This window comes from Candidatus Hydrogenedentota bacterium (assembly GCA_013359265.1).
Taxonomy (GTDB): Bacteria; Hydrogenedentota; Hydrogenedentia; order Hydrogenedentales; family SLHB01; genus JABWCD01.
Genome location: JABWCD010000001.1, coordinates 172,174 through 187,848, shown reverse-complemented (window position 1 = coordinate 187,848; position 15,675 = coordinate 172,174). Strand labels below are relative to the sequence as shown.

The 15,675-nt window shown below is 59.0% G+C and carries 15 protein-coding genes; 9 read left to right on the top strand and 6 right to left on the bottom strand.

Annotated features, from left to right (window positions below; translation table 11 throughout):
• Positions 1–13 precede the first annotated feature (13 nt).
• The 5 genes from ilvN (at position 14) to HUU46_00715 (ending at position 4,580) form a co-directional block, all read left to right on the top strand.
• Positions 14–502 (top strand): acetolactate synthase small subunit, encoded by a 489-nt coding sequence (gene ilvN / locus HUU46_00735; GenBank protein NUM52146.1) that lies wholly within the window; start codon positions 14–16, stop codon positions 500–502.
• Between the two features lie 10 nt (positions 503–512).
• Positions 513–1,508, top strand: coding sequence for a ketol-acid reductoisomerase (ilvC, locus tag HUU46_00730; GenBank protein NUM52145.1), 996 nt, complete (start codon positions 513–515; stop codon positions 1,506–1,508).
• A gap of 196 nt (positions 1,509–1,704) precedes the next feature.
• Complete coding sequence (locus HUU46_00725; GenBank protein ID NUM52144.1) at positions 1,705–2,421, top strand: hypothetical protein; 717 nt, start codon at positions 1,705–1,707, stop codon at positions 2,419–2,421.
• Positions 2,422–2,466: 45 nt separating this feature from the next.
• Positions 2,467–3,318, top strand: a complete 852-nt coding sequence (gene accD, locus HUU46_00720) for an acetyl-CoA carboxylase, carboxyltransferase subunit beta (protein ID NUM52143.1) — start codon at positions 2,467–2,469, stop codon at positions 3,316–3,318.
• The gene (locus HUU46_00715; protein ID NUM52142.1) at positions 3,315–4,580 is read left to right on the top strand and encodes a bifunctional folylpolyglutamate synthase/dihydrofolate synthase; all 1,266 of its coding nucleotides are present in this window, start codon (positions 3,315–3,317) and stop codon (positions 4,578–4,580) included. Before accD ends, HUU46_00715 begins: the two co-directional genes overlap by 4 nt.
• Positions 4,581–4,687: 107 nt before the next feature.
• Here HUU46_00715 and HUU46_00710 read toward each other — a convergent pair whose 3' ends face one another.
• The 6 genes from HUU46_00710 to HUU46_00685 form a co-directional block, all read right to left on the bottom strand.
• Entirely contained in the window at positions 4,688–6,226 is a 1,539-nt protein-coding gene (locus HUU46_00710) for a PLP-dependent transferase (protein NUM52141.1), read from the bottom strand.
• Positions 6,227–6,310: 84 nt separating this feature from the next.
• On the bottom strand, positions 6,311–7,414 hold the full coding sequence (locus HUU46_00705; protein ID NUM52140.1) for a hypothetical protein: 1,104 nt from the start codon (positions 7,412–7,414) through the stop codon (positions 6,311–6,313).
• 117 nt (positions 7,415–7,531) lie between these two features.
• Positions 7,532–9,574, bottom strand: coding sequence for a sodium-translocating pyrophosphatase (locus tag HUU46_00700; GenBank protein ID NUM52139.1), 2,043 nt, complete (start codon positions 9,572–9,574; stop codon positions 7,532–7,534).
• A gap of 62 nt (positions 9,575–9,636) precedes the next feature.
• The gene (gene rnc, locus HUU46_00695; protein NUM52138.1) at positions 9,637–10,353 is read right to left on the bottom strand and encodes a ribonuclease III; all 717 of its coding nucleotides are present in this window, start codon (positions 10,351–10,353) and stop codon (positions 9,637–9,639) included.
• Entirely contained in the window at positions 10,337–11,575 is a 1,239-nt protein-coding gene (fabF, locus tag HUU46_00690; protein NUM52137.1) for a beta-ketoacyl-ACP synthase II, read from the bottom strand. The genes rnc and fabF overlap by 17 nt, the downstream gene beginning before the upstream one ends.
• Positions 11,576–11,689: 114 nt before the next feature.
• The gene (locus tag HUU46_00685) at positions 11,690–11,929 is read right to left on the bottom strand and encodes an acyl carrier protein (protein ID NUM52136.1); all 240 of its coding nucleotides are present in this window, start codon (positions 11,927–11,929) and stop codon (positions 11,690–11,692) included.
• Between the two features lie 149 nt (positions 11,930–12,078).
• Here HUU46_00685 and HUU46_00680 point away from each other — a divergent pair, with 149 nt between their 5' ends.
• The 4 genes from HUU46_00680 (at position 12,079) to mnmA (ending at position 15,658) form a co-directional block, all read left to right on the top strand.
• Positions 12,079–12,711, top strand: coding sequence for a YkgJ family cysteine cluster protein (locus HUU46_00680; GenBank protein ID NUM52135.1), 633 nt, complete (start codon positions 12,079–12,081; stop codon positions 12,709–12,711).
• A 211-nt stretch (positions 12,712–12,922) separates the two neighbouring features.
• Positions 12,923–13,957: a M23 family metallopeptidase gene (locus tag HUU46_00675; protein NUM52134.1), complete on the top strand. Its 1,035-nt coding sequence runs from the start codon at positions 12,923–12,925 to the stop codon at positions 13,955–13,957.
• A gap of 51 nt (positions 13,958–14,008) precedes the next feature.
• Complete coding sequence (locus HUU46_00670; GenBank protein NUM52133.1) at positions 14,009–14,422, top strand: polymer-forming cytoskeletal protein; 414 nt, start codon at positions 14,009–14,011, stop codon at positions 14,420–14,422.
• A 129-nt stretch (positions 14,423–14,551) separates the two neighbouring features.
• A complete protein-coding gene (gene mnmA, locus HUU46_00665) occupies positions 14,552–15,658 on the top strand; it encodes a tRNA 2-thiouridine(34) synthase MnmA (GenBank protein ID NUM52132.1) in 1,107 nt (368 codons plus the stop codon).
• Positions 15,659–15,675 lie beyond the last annotated feature (17 nt).

Here is a 15,675-nt window from a genome sequence, read left to right as displayed (position 1 = left end):
ACTTGGAGTGAGTATGAAACACACGATTAGCGTCCTTGTCGAAAACCACTTCGGCGTACTGGCTCGTGTCTCGGGACTGTTCAGTGCGCGCGGATTCAACATCGACAGCCTCTGCGTGGGCGAGACCGAAGACCCCAGCGCCTCGCGCATGACGGTAGTGGTGGAGGGCGACGATCGCGTGCTCGAACAAATTGTAAAACAACTCCAGAAACTCGTCGAGGTTATCGAAGTCATCGATCTGACGAAGGAGAGTTTTGTAGAGCGCGAACTTGTGATGGCAAAGGTCGCCGTCAATGGCGCCGGACGGACACCCATCATCGAAGTCGCGAACATCTTCCGGGCGAAGGTCGTCGACATCAATCCGGAGTCGATGATTGTCGAAGCTACGGGTAGTGAAGGAAAGGTTCGGGCATTTATCGACATGATGCGCCCGTTTGGTATTAAGGAATTGGTGCGGACGGGCCGGATTGCCGTGGCCCGAACCTCGAAAAACAACGCGTAAGGGAAGACCAATGGCCAAGATTTACTACGAGAAAGACGCGGACCTGTCCGCACTCAAAGGGAAGACCATCGCCGTCATCGGCTACGGCAGCCAGGGACACGCACACGCGAAAAACCTTCGTGACAGCGGCGTGAACGTAATCATCGGCCACAAAGGCGGCGAAAACAGCAAGACGTACCAGGCCGCAAAGGACGCGGGCTTTGACGTAATGTCCGTTGCCGACGCCACCAAACGCGCGGACATTATCATGATTCTCGTTCCGGACACGATCCAGAAGGACCTCTTCGAGAACGAGATCAAACCGAATCTGCGTCCGAGCATGTCCCTCATGTGGGCGCACGGATTCAATATTCACTTTAAGTGTATCGACCCGCCGAAGGACGTCGACGTATTCATGATCGCGCCGAAGGGCCCCGGCCATCTCGTGCGCGACGAGTTTGAGCGCGGCGCAGGCGTGCCGTGCCTCGTTGCGATCTACCAGGACGCCACCGGCGACGCGCTGAAGAAAGCGCTTGCCTACGGTCTGGGTATCGGTGGCGCACGCGCCGGAATTATCGAAACTACCTTCCAGGAAGAAACCGAAACCGACCTCTTCGGCGAACAAACCGTCCTGTGCGGCGGTTCCGCGGCGCTCATTAAGGCGGGCTTCGAAGTGCTTATGGAAGCGGGATATCAACCCGAAATTGCGTACTTCGAAGTAATGCATGAGTTGAAACTTATCGTTGACCTCTACTACCGCGGCGGGCTCAAATTCATGAACTACTCGGTCAGCGACACCGCCGAGTACGGCGGACTTTCCGTAGGTCCCAAAATAGTCACCGAGGACGCGAAAAACGCGATGCGCACCGCGCTGAAGCGCATCCAGTCCGGCGATTTCGCTAAAGAATGGCTAGGCGAATACCAGTCGGGCGGAAAAAACTTCCAGAGGCTGCGAGACGCCGACGCCGCGCACCCCGTCGAAAAAGTCGGGGCGGAATTGCGGAAGATGATGCCCTGGATCAAGTAGACTACACCCCGCCCTTGGGCGGGGTTCTTACTTTTGGTAGACTGACGCCGCTTGCTGTCGCGTGAAGCGCAGCGACGTACGCTGATATGGTGCAACGAACCGTGCTTCAACCCCGAGAGGGGTTGCGGCGAGCAGAAACAAATTGAATCGTCGCACGTCGCACACGCGCCGTGAAGTTGCCAGGAGATTGTTTGCCTTGAAGAATCTGTTGCCGCTGCAAGAACTCGATTTGAAGATTGAGGCGTGCCGCCTGCGCGAACTCGAAATCCCCAAGCAAAAAGGGAAGTTCGACGTGCAAAAGAAGCGCCTCGCCGCGGAACTCGACGAGCGGGACAAAGCGTTCAAGGCGCTGCAACTCGAGCAAAAAGACTGCGAGAGGGACATCGAGCAGAAGCAGGCGCAGATACTCAAATACAAGACGCAACTCAACAGCGTCAAAAAGAACGAGGAATACCAGGCGCTGCTGCATGAAATCGACATGATCGAAAAGCAGATCGGCGTCAAAGAAGAGCGCATCCTTGTCCTGATGGACGAAATCGACGCCGCGAAAGTTCGCCTCGCCGAGGACAAGAAGCGCATCGACCAGGAGCTGAAACAGATTGCCGGTCAGTGCGCCGAAATCGACGCCGAGCTTGCCGAAGCGATCAGTTCGCGCCACGCGCTCGAGGCGCAGCGCGAACCCCTCCGGGCCACGGTGGAACCCGGCCTGCTCTCGAAGTACAACCGCATCCGCGCCGCCAAGAAGACCGGCGCCGCGATCGTTCCCATGAATGGCGCGACATGCAGCGGCTGCAACATGGCCGTAACGCCGCAGGCCGTAAACGAAATTCTTGGCGGCAAGGTGCATGCCTGCGCCCATTGCGGGCGCCTCCTTTACCATGCGGAAAACTACCTTGAAACCCCGGTGGGGTAATCCCGCGTCCAACGTGCGGAAGGCCGCTCGGGGAGGAACTGTGCCATGCCGTTTCTGAAGCGCCGTCGCTTCGTGTCCGTGATTGGCCGCAAAAGCAGCGTGCCCGACGGTATGTTCTCGAAGTGCCCCGGTTGCGAGAAGACCGTCTCAACTACCGAGGTCGAAGAGAACCTGATGGTGTGCCCCCAATGTGGGCACCACAACCGAATCACGGCGCGGCAGCGGCTTGGGTTCCTGCTCGATCCCGATTCCTTCAGCGAAACGCACATGGAAGTACAATCCGCCGACCCGCTCGGATTCGTAATCCCCGAACAGTCCTACTCCTATCCCGAGCGCGTGAAACGCGCCCACGCAAAGACGGACGTTACGGAATCCATCGTCACGGGCTTCGGAACGATTGACACGGCCCGCGCGGTTTTCGGCGCGATGGACTTCACCTTCCTCGGTGGTAGCATGGGGTCCGCGCTCGGCGAAAAGTTTTGCCGCGCGGCGGACGACGCCGTTCGGGAGCGGGTTCCCTACGTTGTGTTCACGTCGTCCGGCGGCGCGCGCATGGATGAAGGCATCCTTGGTCTGATGCAAATGGCAAAGACGACTGACGCAGTGCGCGCGCTGAACGAAGCCGCGATCCCGTATATCTCCGTGCTCACTCACCCCACCACGGGCGGCGTGTACGCGAGCTTCGCGAGTCTTGGTGACATTCTCATTGCCGAGCCGGGCGCCCAGATCGGGTTCGCTGGCCCGCGTCTCATCGAAGGCGCTTTGAAAGTCAAATTGCCCGAAGGATTTCAGTCCGCGGAATCGCAGTTTAACAACGGATTTGTAGACTGCATCGTTCCGCGGCCGGAAATGCGCGATACCCTCGGGCGGCTACTGAAATACCTCACCCCCAAGTGACGCCCCGCGACTTCCTCGCCAGTCTCGAATTCCACGGCATAAAACTCGGCATCGACAACATCCGGCGGTTGCTGGATGTGGCAAATAATCCTCAGCGCGGATATCCCGTAATCCACGTCGCCGGCACGAATGGTAAAGGGAGCGTTGTGGCATTTGCCGCTTCCATCCTGCGCGCTGCGGGCCTTCGTGTTGGGCGCTTCACAAGCCCTCACCTGCTGGACGTATCCGAGCGGTTTCTAATAGACGCCACTCCGATAGCGGACGTAGACCTTGACCGCCACATTGACTTCTTCCGGGGAGCCTCGCACGAACTTCCGAATCCCCCGACGTATTTCGAAGTTTGCACGGCGATTGCCTTACGCCACTTCGCGGAATGTAAAGTGGATGTTGCCGTCATCGAGGTCGGGATGGGGGGGAGGTTCGACTCCACCAACGTCGTCGAACCTGAAGTCTGCGCGATAACCAACATAGCGCTCGATCACCAGAAGTATCTCGGAAACACGCTCGAAGAGATTGCGTTCGAAAAGGCAGGTGTCATCAAAACGGGTGTCCCTGTCGTCGTCGGTGAATGCATGCCCGGCCCGTTCGATGTAATCGAGACGGTCGCGCGCGAATGCAATGCACCGATCAAACTCAAAGGACGCGATTTTACGTTCGCGGTCGGTGGCGATCCGTTGTCGTCAACATTGTCTTACCGCGGGCCGACTTTCAATTTGACCGACGCGCCGATCAGTCTCGCGGGTATGCACCAGGTGGAAAATGCCGCGCTTGCCGTAGCGCTCATGGAGTCCGTCCAGCGAAATCTGTCCATAACCGAGAGTGCCATCGTGCGCGGTCTTGCAGACACACAGTGGCCGTGCCGTCTGGAACGCGTGCTCGACGACCCGCCGGTCTATATCGATGTCGCGCATAACCCTGCGGGGATTCAGCGAATCGTGGAATCGATGCCGCCTTGTGTCGTCGTGTTCGCCGCGTCATCGGACAAAGACGTGGGTGAGATGCTCCGCGAAATCGCTCCGCTTGCCAGGAAACTAATACTCACCGAATTTGAAGGGTCGCGCGCAACGCCGGCGGATAAGCTGTCCGCAGCCGCGGGCGCAATTCCTCACGAAATGACAACGCCTTTGCGCGATGCGATTGCAGTCGGAATGAAGGAAGCGTCTGCGCATTGCCCGCTTCTGATCACGGGATCGATCTTCACCGCAGGACAGGCCAGGCGGATGCTTGCATCCAAACCCGGTGCGCGCCCCCTTCGATTTTAGGCGTGCACGTACACGGCCGTAGGGGGCTGTCACCGGCCGCGCACAGGGCCAGGAGGGTCACCGACGTAACCCCTCGACCGCCAAGTCGCCGACGAATTCGAGTCCGGCTACTCCACCGAATCCAGCGCCTGTTCGAAACGGCCAATCAAGTCGCCCGATTCCTCGATTCCCACGGACACTCGAACAAGATGTGGTGACACGCCGATCGACTCCACCCAATCCAATTCGTCGAAATGCGCAAGCAACGTATATGGACACGCCAGGGTGTAGTTTGTGCCCAGGCTTGGCCCCTTCGAGACGCGCAGCGCGTCGTAGAATCGTGGGGCGTTGGCCGCGGCGCCCTTGAGCACCAATGAAAACATTCCGCCATATCCCGCGTTGGTGTGGCAGGCTAACTTGTAGAAGTCAGGTGTCTCGAATTTCGGGAAGTACACGTGCTGCACCTTCGGATGCGTGCGCAAGACGTCGCAGATCTGTTCCGCATTTGCATTGATGCGCTGCATCCGCTCGACAAAATCGCGCGAATTTGCCTCCAGCACGGCCGCGTCCTCCTCCCAAAGCCGGTCCTCGAATTGTCTGCGCAGGTGCCGCGCGAGCACGTCGTGAAATGGAGACGCCGTGCTCAGCACAAGCGATCCGCCCATTACGTCGCCCACACCAGAGAAGTATTTCGTCAAACTCGTAACCACGATGTCCGCGAACGGCTGCACGTCCACATTGAGAAACGACCCGAGGGTTTCGTCCACGACCAACGGCACACCATGCGCGCGCAGTAACGTCGACAAACGCTCGATGTCCGCGCATTGCAGCAGTGGATTCCCCGGGTGTTCGCAGAACACCGCCGCAATGTGCTCGTTCTCGACCTGCCATGCCAATGCGTCGAACACCTCCGCGTTCGCCGCGGGATAAAATGTCGCCTCCGGTCCCCACTTGGATTGAATGCGCAGCAAGTCCACATAGGGCAGGCCAAGCTGAATGGTCTTCGCGCCGGGCCGGTTGGCGCGCACGCAATCGAGCGCCCCCGACAGCGCGGCCATTCCCGATGGATACAACCGAATGTCCTTCGCAACGGAGCCGATCAGTGAGGCAATGCGCTCGGTCAGCGTCCTTTTTGCGTCGGTTGTTTCGTACGGCAGTTCCCGGCCCGCCAGCGTCGCCTGTGCCAAACGCGAACTTACAATGTTGCCGTAATGCTGCCAGAAGCTCTTCGCCGCGTCGAACGCTTCGTTGGAAAACACTACGGCGTGTACATCGTTTAATCCGAAGTCCTCGATTCGTGACGGGAACCCCGCGGTTTCGTCCAGGAACCGCGCGCACCGCTCTGCAATTCGCCGGGACGGAAACGCGAGGCACAATTCATTCTCGTTCGCAAACCGCCTTCGGCACTCGCGAAACAACTCGTTGACGATCGGATTGAACACGAACCTTGGGTACCCGCATTGCAGCGTATCGAGCAGCGCCGGGTCCTTCTGCTCATAGCGCACGACGTGTTCCCAGAGCGGCATTGCCACCGATGCAGCGTGCGGCGACGCGGGGATCGGTTTGCCCAAGTCTTCGGCGCGCCACAGCGGACGCGTAAACAGGTCGGTGTCCGGGCGCTCGGCGGGCGCGTTTGCAGTGTCGATGGAACTGGGTGTGGCCTTCATAGATCGAGATAGTGTGCGCGTTTTGGGGGGCGGATGCAATAGCGTGGCAATGTGCGTATCGGTCCCGTCCGCGGCGAAGCCGGCTCAGAGCTTGATATAAATTCGCTTTCGATGCAGGTAATAGGCGGCGCCTGCTATAAGGCCCCAGAATGCAAAGAAGCCAAGAACACCTACAAATAACGACAACTGCTCCGGCGCAAAATCGTCCGCCACATCGAGAAACAGGCTTTGGAAAATATAGAGAGCGAGCGGGTTCATGCCGACCGATGTGAATGTCGGAACACGAATGTTCAGTTTGTCGCATAACAAATAGAAAGCGAGCAACTGCAGGAAACAGAGTCCCGTCGACCATAACGGAAACGGCGCGGTCATGTAACGCGCCGAGAACGGCCATTCGGGCTTCGCGCTTCCCCACGCAACGTGAAGCGCATACCCCAGCGCGCAAAGGCCGACGCCCCACGCGGCGCACTGTACAACGAACCTCTTCTCGTTCTTGGCCGACAACACGTCGTACGCAACCGATCCAAACAACAGCATCATGACCCAACTCAAGGGACCCAGCGGGCCGCCGTTCAGTGTCACCGCGAATAATGTGTCATCGAGCGGCACCAGCCGGACGAGGAGTGGCACGTATTCAGGATCGGCTTCGGAGAACTTCCCGTGCATCGACCAATGACCGTACGACGTGAACGAATGAATGCATTGATATGCCAGGACGAACACGAACGCGGCGATGACCCGCGTGCGCGGCTTTTTGTCTATCAGCGGGATCGCCAACAGGCCGGCCAATCCAATGTCTGTCAGTGCGTCCCACAACCAGCCCGTATAAATCGTAAAGCCAATCAGGACAAGCAGGCAGTAGCGTTTCAGTAACGCCTTACGACTCTCCGCGGCGTTCGCTCCCGCACTACGGCGCAGCCACGAAAGGCGCATGCCCATTCCCACCACGAATACAAACAGCGGCGCGATCGTGTCAGCGTACGTGAAATTCTCGCGATGGTGACTGATCTGGAAGATGAAGGCCTCGTAGGCGGCCTGCCACTCCGAGCCCGCGAAGTACTTCTCGACGGGGGAAAAGAACAGACCCTTCGCGTTTACGATCAACATGCCGAAAATCGCGTACCCGCGTAGTTGATCCACGCACACGATTCGCTTGCTTGCGTTGCGTTCGATGTCTGGAACAGTCATCGTGAGAAAGACCCCCGGTTCGCCGGAAGCGTGAAACGAACAAAAAGGGAACGACTCCAACGAAAGCGAGGGCCTTTCGCTGCGGAAGACCCTCGCCCGCAAAGCACTCCCGCCCGGCTATTTCGCAAACAACGGCGCAAGTACCAAGGAAATTACGCACATCAGCTTGATCAAGATATTAATCGACGGGCCGACGGTGTCCTTCAACGGATCGCCCACGGTATCGCCAACTACCGCGGCCTTGTGCGCGTCGGACCCCTTGCCGCCAAAGTGCCCCTCTTCAATGTACTTCTTCGCATTGTCCATCGCGCCCCCGGAATTCGCGGTCTGGATTCCGAGCATAACGCCCGTACAAATCGAACCCACCAGCATTCCCGCGAGCGCCTCGGCCCCCATTGCGAATCCTACGACGATTGGCAGCGCGATGGCAGTTATGCCCGGGACCATCATACCTTGAATCGCGCCCCGCGTCGCGATATCGACGCACTTCGCACTGTCGGGATAGACGCCCTCTTTTCCTTCCTTAAGCCCGGGAATCTCTGCGAACTGGCGTCGCACTTCTCCAATCATCGCGAACGCGCTCTTGCTTACCGCGCGAAACAGCATCGAGGAGAAGAAGAATGGAACCATACCGCCGATAAGAATGCCGCTGAGGATGTATGGATTCGAAATCGCAATCGAGTGTTCCGTGAGCCTCGCCGAAATCAGGAACGCGCTCAAAAGCCCAATCGCGGCGAACGCCGCCGAGCCAATCGCGAATCCCTTGCCAATCGCGGCCGTCGTGTTGCCGACTGCGTCGAGATTGTCCGTAATCTTTCGCACACTCGGGTCCAGGTGGCTCATTTCGGCGATCCCCCCCGCGTTGTCCGCGATAGGACCGTACGAATCCACGGCGACGACGATGCCCGTTGTCGCCAACATGCCCAGAGCGGCAATCGCCACGCCGTATACACCCGCCACGTGATAAGCGCCAATGTTGGCGAGCGCCAATACGATGATCGGAATTGCCACGCTTTGCATGCCCACCGCCGTACCCTCCGTCACCGCAATCGCCGGTCCGGTCTGACACCCTTCCGCGAGCCGCTGCACTGGCCGATACGATCCCGACGTAAAGTACTCACTCATGAAGCCGACAACCATACCGGCAATAATTCCTAACACGCACGCGAGAAAAGGTCCGAACTTGCCATAGGTCACCCCATTAAGTGTGAACGGCTCTCCATAGAATTGCGCATGAATCCCAATGCCAACCAATGTAAGCACCGCTGCCACATACGTGCCGAACATCAGCGCCTTCTGCGGGTTGCTCCTCGAAAATACCTTCGTGTACATCACGCCGACGATTGAAGCGAACGCGCCTATCGAGGCCACCAGGAATGGAAACGCACGGACGTATTCGGGGGCCATACTCATCGCCGTGGCCACGGCCAGTGCCGCGATTATCGATTCAACATACGACTCGAGCAGGTCGGCGCCCAACCCTGCCACGTCGCCCACGTTATCGCCCACATTGTCCGCGATGACGGCTGGATTGCGCGGGTCGTCTTCGGGAATCCCCGCCTCGACCTTTCCTACAAGGTCCGCGCCCATGTCGGCGCCCTTCGTGTAGATGCCTCCACCCGACCGTGCAAACAATGCGACCAGCGACGCACCCATCGCGTAACCATTGACGATCTGCGCTTCCCCGTTAAACAGCCAGTAAACGATGATGAGCCCCAGCAGGCTGATTCCTACAACGCCCATCCCCATCACGGCGCCGCCGCTCAATGCTACGTCCAATGCCGCCTTCACGCCGCCTGTCCGCGCCGCCTCGCATGTACGCGCATTTGAACGCGTGGCAATATACATTCCAAGGAATCCTGCAAGCGTGCTTGCAAGCGCACCTGCAAAGAACGCCACAGTTGTCCGCCAACCGAGCGGGAGATCGGGCCGCGCTTCACCGACTACCGTAATGAACACGCCGAGAATAAAAACTGTGACCAGTACGTACCGGTACTCGCGCCGCAGAAAAGCGGCTGCCCCCTTTTGAACGAGTCCAGAAATCGCCGCCATCCGTTCCGTGCCCTGCGGCTTTGAAAGTACGTAGCTCGCAAGATAGCCCACAAAGGCTAGAACACAAAGACTCGTGAATCCAGTGATATCGAGAAAGCCGATGCTCATACTCCCCCCTCGACCCGGTTGTGAAACCTGATTCTTCCATACCCAACCGACCGTTAAGTCGGTCATTCGATAAGCAATCCCTCTCGCAGCAGCGCCAACCGCGCCGCATTCTGCTCGGCTTCTTTCTTGCTTAGACCGATTCCCCGGCCCGCTGGCTCGCCGCGAAGGTATACTTCAACTTCAAATTGCTTCTGGTGGTCCGGCCCCTCGGAACCGACCAACTCGAAGCGCGGCAACGCAAGCTTTTCCGCTTGGCAGTATTGCTGAAGACGAGACTTGTGGTCCCAGCCCGCGTCTGCCTGCGACGCCGACTCCAACTCCCGGCTGAAGACTCGCTCGACAAACCGCTTCGCCGCGTCCAAGCCCTGATCGAGGTATATCGCCCCGATCAATGCTTCAAGACAATCGGCTAACAGCGCCGATCGCTTTCGGCCGCCGGACATTTCCTCGCCCTTGCCAAGCCGGATGGCGGGTCCAATCTCGATGCGCTCCGCAACCCGGCACAAGCCCTGTTGATTGACGATACGCGCGCGCATCCTGCTGTACTCGCCCGGAGTGCGGTCAGGTGCGTGCACGAAGAGGTGGTGGGCCACCGCCAGACTCAGCACGGCATCGCCCAGGAACTCAAGCGACTCATAGTCGTATGCCGGGCCACTCTGTTCGGACTGAATCGAGGCGTGGGTCAAGGCCCGATCAAGTAGATCGAAATCTCGAACGCCCAAATCGAGCCGGTCACGGAGGGTCTCCAATTCCGCTTCGCGCTCACTCGATACCATCATACCGTTTCAGCAACAACGAGGCGTTATGTCCGCCAAATCCTAATGAATTGGACATGGCGACTGCAAATTTCGCTTCACGCGCTTCATTAGCAACAAGGTTCACTACACACTCAGGATCGGGTGAATCATAGTTAATCGATGGGGGAAGCACACCGTCCCGAATGCCAAGCAGGCAAATGATGGCCTCAATCGATCCTGCGGCGCCCAGCAAGTGGCCCATCATCGACTTTGTCGAGCTTACCGGCGGCATGTCCTCGCCGAACACCAGCCGCAATGCCAGCGATTCACTCGCGTCGTTGTGCTTCGTACTCGTTCCGTGCGCGTTAAAGTAACCTACGTCAGTCGTGTTCACCTGCGCGTCAGCGAGCGCCGCCCTCATCGCCGCCGCCGCGCCCGTACCGTCTGGTGAAGGCGCCGTGATGTGATACGCGTCGCAGGTTTCGCCGCTGCCCGCAATCTCACCGAGAATCTCCGCACCGCGCGACCGCGCGTGTCGTTCCGATTCCAACACCAGCACGCCTGCGCCCTCGCCCATGACGAATCCGTCGCGATCGATGTCGAACGGACGGCTCGCGCGTTCGGGCTCGTCGTTTCGGCGCGACATCGCCTTCATCGCGCAGAATCCGCCCATGGCGTACGGCGTGATCGAGGCCTCCGCGCCACCGCACACCATCACGTCGACAACGCCCGAGCGAATCATGTGTGCCGCGTCGCTGATGCTCTGCGCGCCCGTCGCACACGCCGTCACGATTGACTTGTTCGGCCCCTTCAATCCCAGCCGGATTGCGACTTCACCCGCGCCCATGTTCGATATCAGCTTGGGAATCGTCAGGGGCGAAAGTTGCCTGTAACCGGCGCCCATGAACTTTTCGTGACTCTCCTCCAGGGTCTGAATCCCGCCAATTCCGCTGCCAACCACCGTGCCGCAGCGCTCCGGCACTTCCTTGTCGATATCCAGACCGGACTGGTTCCACGCCTCGACCGCCGCGTACAGCGCGTAAATCGTATATAGATCGCGCCGCCGCAAGTCCTTTGACGACATGTCCGGCATATCGAGCGACGGCGCCAGCCCGGCAATCTGTGTCGGCAGTACGGTTGCGTCCCACCGATCGATTGTCTTGATGCACGACTTGCCGGCGCACACGTTCGCCCAAAACGTGCGCACATCATTACCCATCGGCGACACAACGCCGAACCCGGTCACCACCACCTTCGTACGCATGAAACTCCTTGCGGCCCAAAACGCCGAACGCCCAGGCCGCGGCGATTGTGCCACGGCCTGGGCGATCCAGACAATCTACCTATTACCAACGCGCCTAATTGGGGCGCGGTAGAATTATTGAAGCTTGGATTCGATGTACTTGACCGCGTCGCCGACGGTCTGGATTTCGTTCGCCTCGTCATCGATCTCGACGTTGTACTCCTCTTCGAGGGCCATCAACAGTTCTGTCAGATCGAGCGAGTCCGCGCCCAAATCGTCGATGAAACGCGCTTCAAGCGTCACCTCCTCGGGCTTGCGATCCAGCTTTTCGACTACGATCTTCTTGACCATCTCCGCGACGTTGTTTGCCGCCATTCACATCACCTCCTTCCGAGCATAGAAGTTCCCGTGGCCCAGGTACCGGCTACGAGTCGCGGGAGTATAGCAAACGCCCCCGGCCCGATGCCACAAACCGCGGCCGCTTGCGTTCGACCCGGCTTCTGCTATAAAGTCCCGCCCCACGTATGGGAAGAAACACCGTTCGATTCGCCTGCCATCACTGCAACCACTGTTGCACGGAAGTCATTTGTCTGCCCACGCCATGGGACGTGATCCGCATCGTCCGGGCCACCGGCGAAAACCCCTACGATTTCCTCGAGTTCGTTACCCCCGAGGATATCGAGGAGGTTTCCAAGACCGATCCGACTTGGTTGGACATCGACGGCGAGCGCTACATGATGGCTTTGCGGCGTCACGGCGAGCGGTGCCACTTCTTGGACAAAAATACCCGCTATTGCTCCATCTACGAGGCGCGCCCAATTCTGTGCCGTTTGTACCCGTTCCGGGTTACCGAGTTTGCCGATGGGTCATTCAAGGGGTTTGTCCTACACGACAACGTCGGCTGCCCCCGCCACCGCGACGGCGTCGTCCAGGTCAAGCCACTGTATGACCTGTATGTTCAGGACGAAGAACATCAGGACGACTATCGCCAACTGGTAAAGGCATTCAATCGCAAGAAATACGCGGGAAAACGCCCGGAGGACTTCATCGAACTCTTCGTCACCGGATTCAAACCGAAATCAAACGGTTCCAACGGAAACGGAAAGCTGGTTTGGCAAGTCGACACCGGCAAAAAGTCCATATCTCCCCTTCCGTAAAATCAACAGAATCAGCATTTTACGAAATCGAGGCCCGTTTCTAAGTTGACTTGCCCCCCGCCGCGTGCTATAGTCGCTCCGATTTGGTGGGAATCCCCGGGGTGGAAACGGGGATACAGTAGCGAAGTCAGCGGAATTAAGCCTTTTGACGACATCGGGAATCGTGCGCGGCGACGCCCCCTTTCGCCGCAATGAGCTCGGAGCACTTTGAATGAAGCGCTGGACGGTAATGCTCATTCCCCACGGGCAGGGGAACACAAAAAGCCTAAATCTCTACGCCTTGTATCTGTACGGAGTGGTACTGGTCTTCGCTGTCTTGTCATTTACCGCGGCCTTCTCCTACCAGAGCGTGCGGGCCGCGAAGAAGGACATCGAACGCCTCGAGCGCGAAAAGCGCGAAATTGGCGCTCAGGCCGCACCGGTCATCCAAGCGCCCGCCGCCATCCTGACCGAGGACGAAAAGGCCGCCATCGAACAGAAGGTCCGCGAAGAGTACGAAGGCCGCATGGCCGCCATTACGAGCGAGCTGAGCGAACTCTACGACGTCGAAAAGAACTTCCGCAAGAACAACGGCCTGCCTCCACGCAGCAAGAAGCCCGCAGGCTACGTCGAAAACGTGAGCTCCGAGGCAGGCGGCAAGGGCGGTGGGCCGTCCGACGGCCCCGGCGACGACGCCCCCGCGAACAGCGACGATTCGCTCATGCGGCCCCCGTCGGTAATCGACGGCCTCGCGAATCCGAGCGCCGACCTTATCGTGCAGGAGATCAACATCCGCACCGAGAGCCTGCGCGAGTATAACGAACTGTATCTCGCGGCGAGCACCGCCAAGAAAGAAGAGATCGATCGCACGCCCGGCATCTGGCCCGTGGGCCGCAGCAAGCGTTCCATCGTGACCTCGCGCTACGGTTACCGTAAGGACCCATTCACGCGCAACCTCAGCTTCCATGACGGACTCGATATCGGCGCGCCGTACGGTTCGCCGATCATTGCAACGGGCAAAGGAAAGGTAATATTCTCCGGGTGGGACAAGTACCTCGGGAATTGTGTTCGAGTAGACCACGGTGGCGGGCTGGTGACGGTGTACGGCCACATGCAAAAAACGACCGTGAGCGTCGGGGATCAGGTCGTCAAAGGCACTGAAGTGGGCAAACTCGGCAGCACCGGGCGGAGCACAGGTGCTCACGTTCATTACGAAGTTCGAATCAACGGCAAGGCAGTCGACCCCGAACGCTATCTTTCCGAATAAGCGGTGGAAATGTTAGACGCAGCAAAAAAACGGGTATACGGTGAAACCAAAGTGGTAACAATTATCGGCCAGGGCACGACCATCATCGGCGAGATTAAGTCGAAAGGCACCATCCGCATTGAAGGTGTCGTGTCTGGAAGAATACATAGCGAAGATTCCATCGTCGTGCAGGAAACCGGCCGGGTGAAGGCAGACCTCTACGCCGGTCAGGTTACGATTGCCGGCGAAGTCGAAGGCAACATCTTCGCGCAGGATCGCCTCGAAATCGCCACCAATGGCAAGCTCATCGGCGACATCGTCGCCCCGCGCGTGAGCATCGCCGAAGGCGTACTCTTCGAAGGCAAATGCACGATGAAACCGCCCCAACCCGCGCAGCAGCCCCAGCGTCAGGCGCCCAGCGACGGCGGCGGCGATCATCAACAACCGCAGCCCCAGCGCCCGCCGCAGCAACCGGTTCAGCCGTAACACGGGCGCCCCTGGCGCGAGCGGCCTATTCGGCACTGCACGAGGTGCGACCCCCATTGCCGGGTGCTTGGATTCCGTCCATGCCATCCATAACGAATCCGCTATAATATCGCGGGATCGGTCGATGCCATGTGCCCCTCAATCCAAAATCCGGAACCCAAAATCCAAAATCGCAAGGTTCTCGTCGCGATGTCCGGCGGGGTGGACAGCTCCGTCGCCGCGGCGCTGCTCGTCGAGCAAGGTTGCGATGTCGTCGGCATGACCATGCGCGTCGCCTCCGGCGAAGGCCGCGAGACTTCGAGCAAGGCGTGCTGCACACTCGACGCTGCGCAGGACGCACGTCGCGTCGCCGACAAACTCGGAATTCCGCATTACGTTATCAACTATGTGCAGCGCTTCGAACGCGAAGTCATTAACGACTTCATCAACGAGTACATGGCGGGCCGCACGCCAAACCCATGTTCGCGCTGCAATCAGCGCGTAAAATTCGGAGCTCTGTACGAAAAGGCGCTCGCCATCAATGCCGATGTCATCGCTACAGGGCATTACGCCCGCGCCGTGCAGCGCGGCGATCGCGTTGCGCTACGCCGCGCGCGGGACCTCAATAAAGATCAGAGTTACACGCTCGCCGGTTTGGGCCAGGCGCAGCTTCAACGCGCCATATTTCCTCTCGGCGAAATGACGAAAGAGGAAACGCGAAACGTCGCGCGTTCTCTAGGACTCGTCACCGCCGACAAACCCGAGAGCATGGAAATCTGTTTTGTGCCGAACGACAACTACCGCGACTTCTTGGCGACACGTGTTGACGCCCCGCCCGCCGGACCGATCGTAAACCTGCAGGGCGAACTCGTCGGACACCATACCGGTCTCATCAACTACACCGTCGGCCAGCGCAAAGGACTCGGCATCGCCGCGCCCACGCCGTATTATGTCGTCAAGATCGACATGCAGCGCAACGCCCTCGTCGTCGGGCACGAAGACGAAACGCGTTGCACCGGACTCACAGCCACGCAAGTGTCTTGGTGCGCCATTCCGCCACAAACAGAATCCTTCGCGTGCGCCGTCCAAACCCGATACAAAGCCACACCCGTTGCGTGCACGGTCAACCCCGGCGCCACGCCGGACACCTTCTCCCTGACCTTCCACGAGCCCCAGCGCACCGTCACCCCCGGGCAGTGGGCCGTCCTCTACGATGATGACATTGTTTTAGCCGCGGGAATCATCGCCAATCCGTAGATCGCACTCGAGTCCGG

Excerpts from the sequence above, each read along its gene's own strand:
- ilvN (NUM52146.1), top strand. The coding sequence starts at position 14 with ATGAAACACACGATTAGCGTCCTTGTCGAAAACCACTTCGGCGTACTG.
- ilvC (NUM52145.1), top strand. The coding sequence starts at position 513 with ATGGCCAAGATTTACTACGAGAAAGACGCGGACCTGTCCGCACTCAAA.
- accD (NUM52143.1), top strand. The coding sequence starts at position 2,467 with ATGCCGTTTCTGAAGCGCCGTCGCTTCGTGTCCGTGATTGGCCGCAAA.
- HUU46_00710 (NUM52141.1), bottom strand. The coding sequence starts at position 6,226 with ATGAAGGCCACACCCAGTTCCATCGACACTGCAAACGCGCCCGCCGAG.
- HUU46_00705 (NUM52140.1), bottom strand. The coding sequence starts at position 7,414 with ATGACTGTTCCAGACATCGAACGCAACGCAAGCAAGCGAATCGTGTGC.
- HUU46_00700 (NUM52139.1), bottom strand. The coding sequence starts at position 9,574 with ATGAGCATCGGCTTTCTCGATATCACTGGATTCACGAGTCTTTGTGTT.
- rnc (NUM52138.1), bottom strand. The coding sequence starts at position 10,353 with ATGATGGTATCGAGTGAGCGCGAAGCGGAATTGGAGACCCTCCGTGAC.
- fabF (NUM52137.1), bottom strand. The coding sequence starts at position 11,575 with ATGCGTACGAAGGTGGTGGTGACCGGGTTCGGCGTTGTGTCGCCGATG.
- HUU46_00685 (NUM52136.1), bottom strand. The coding sequence starts at position 11,929 with ATGGCGGCAAACAACGTCGCGGAGATGGTCAAGAAGATCGTAGTCGAA.
- HUU46_00680 (NUM52135.1), top strand. The coding sequence starts at position 12,079 with ATGGGAAGAAACACCGTTCGATTCGCCTGCCATCACTGCAACCACTGT.
- HUU46_00675 (NUM52134.1), top strand. The coding sequence starts at position 12,923 with ATGAAGCGCTGGACGGTAATGCTCATTCCCCACGGGCAGGGGAACACA.
- mnmA (NUM52132.1), top strand. The coding sequence starts at position 14,552 with ATGTGCCCCTCAATCCAAAATCCGGAACCCAAAATCCAAAATCGCAAG.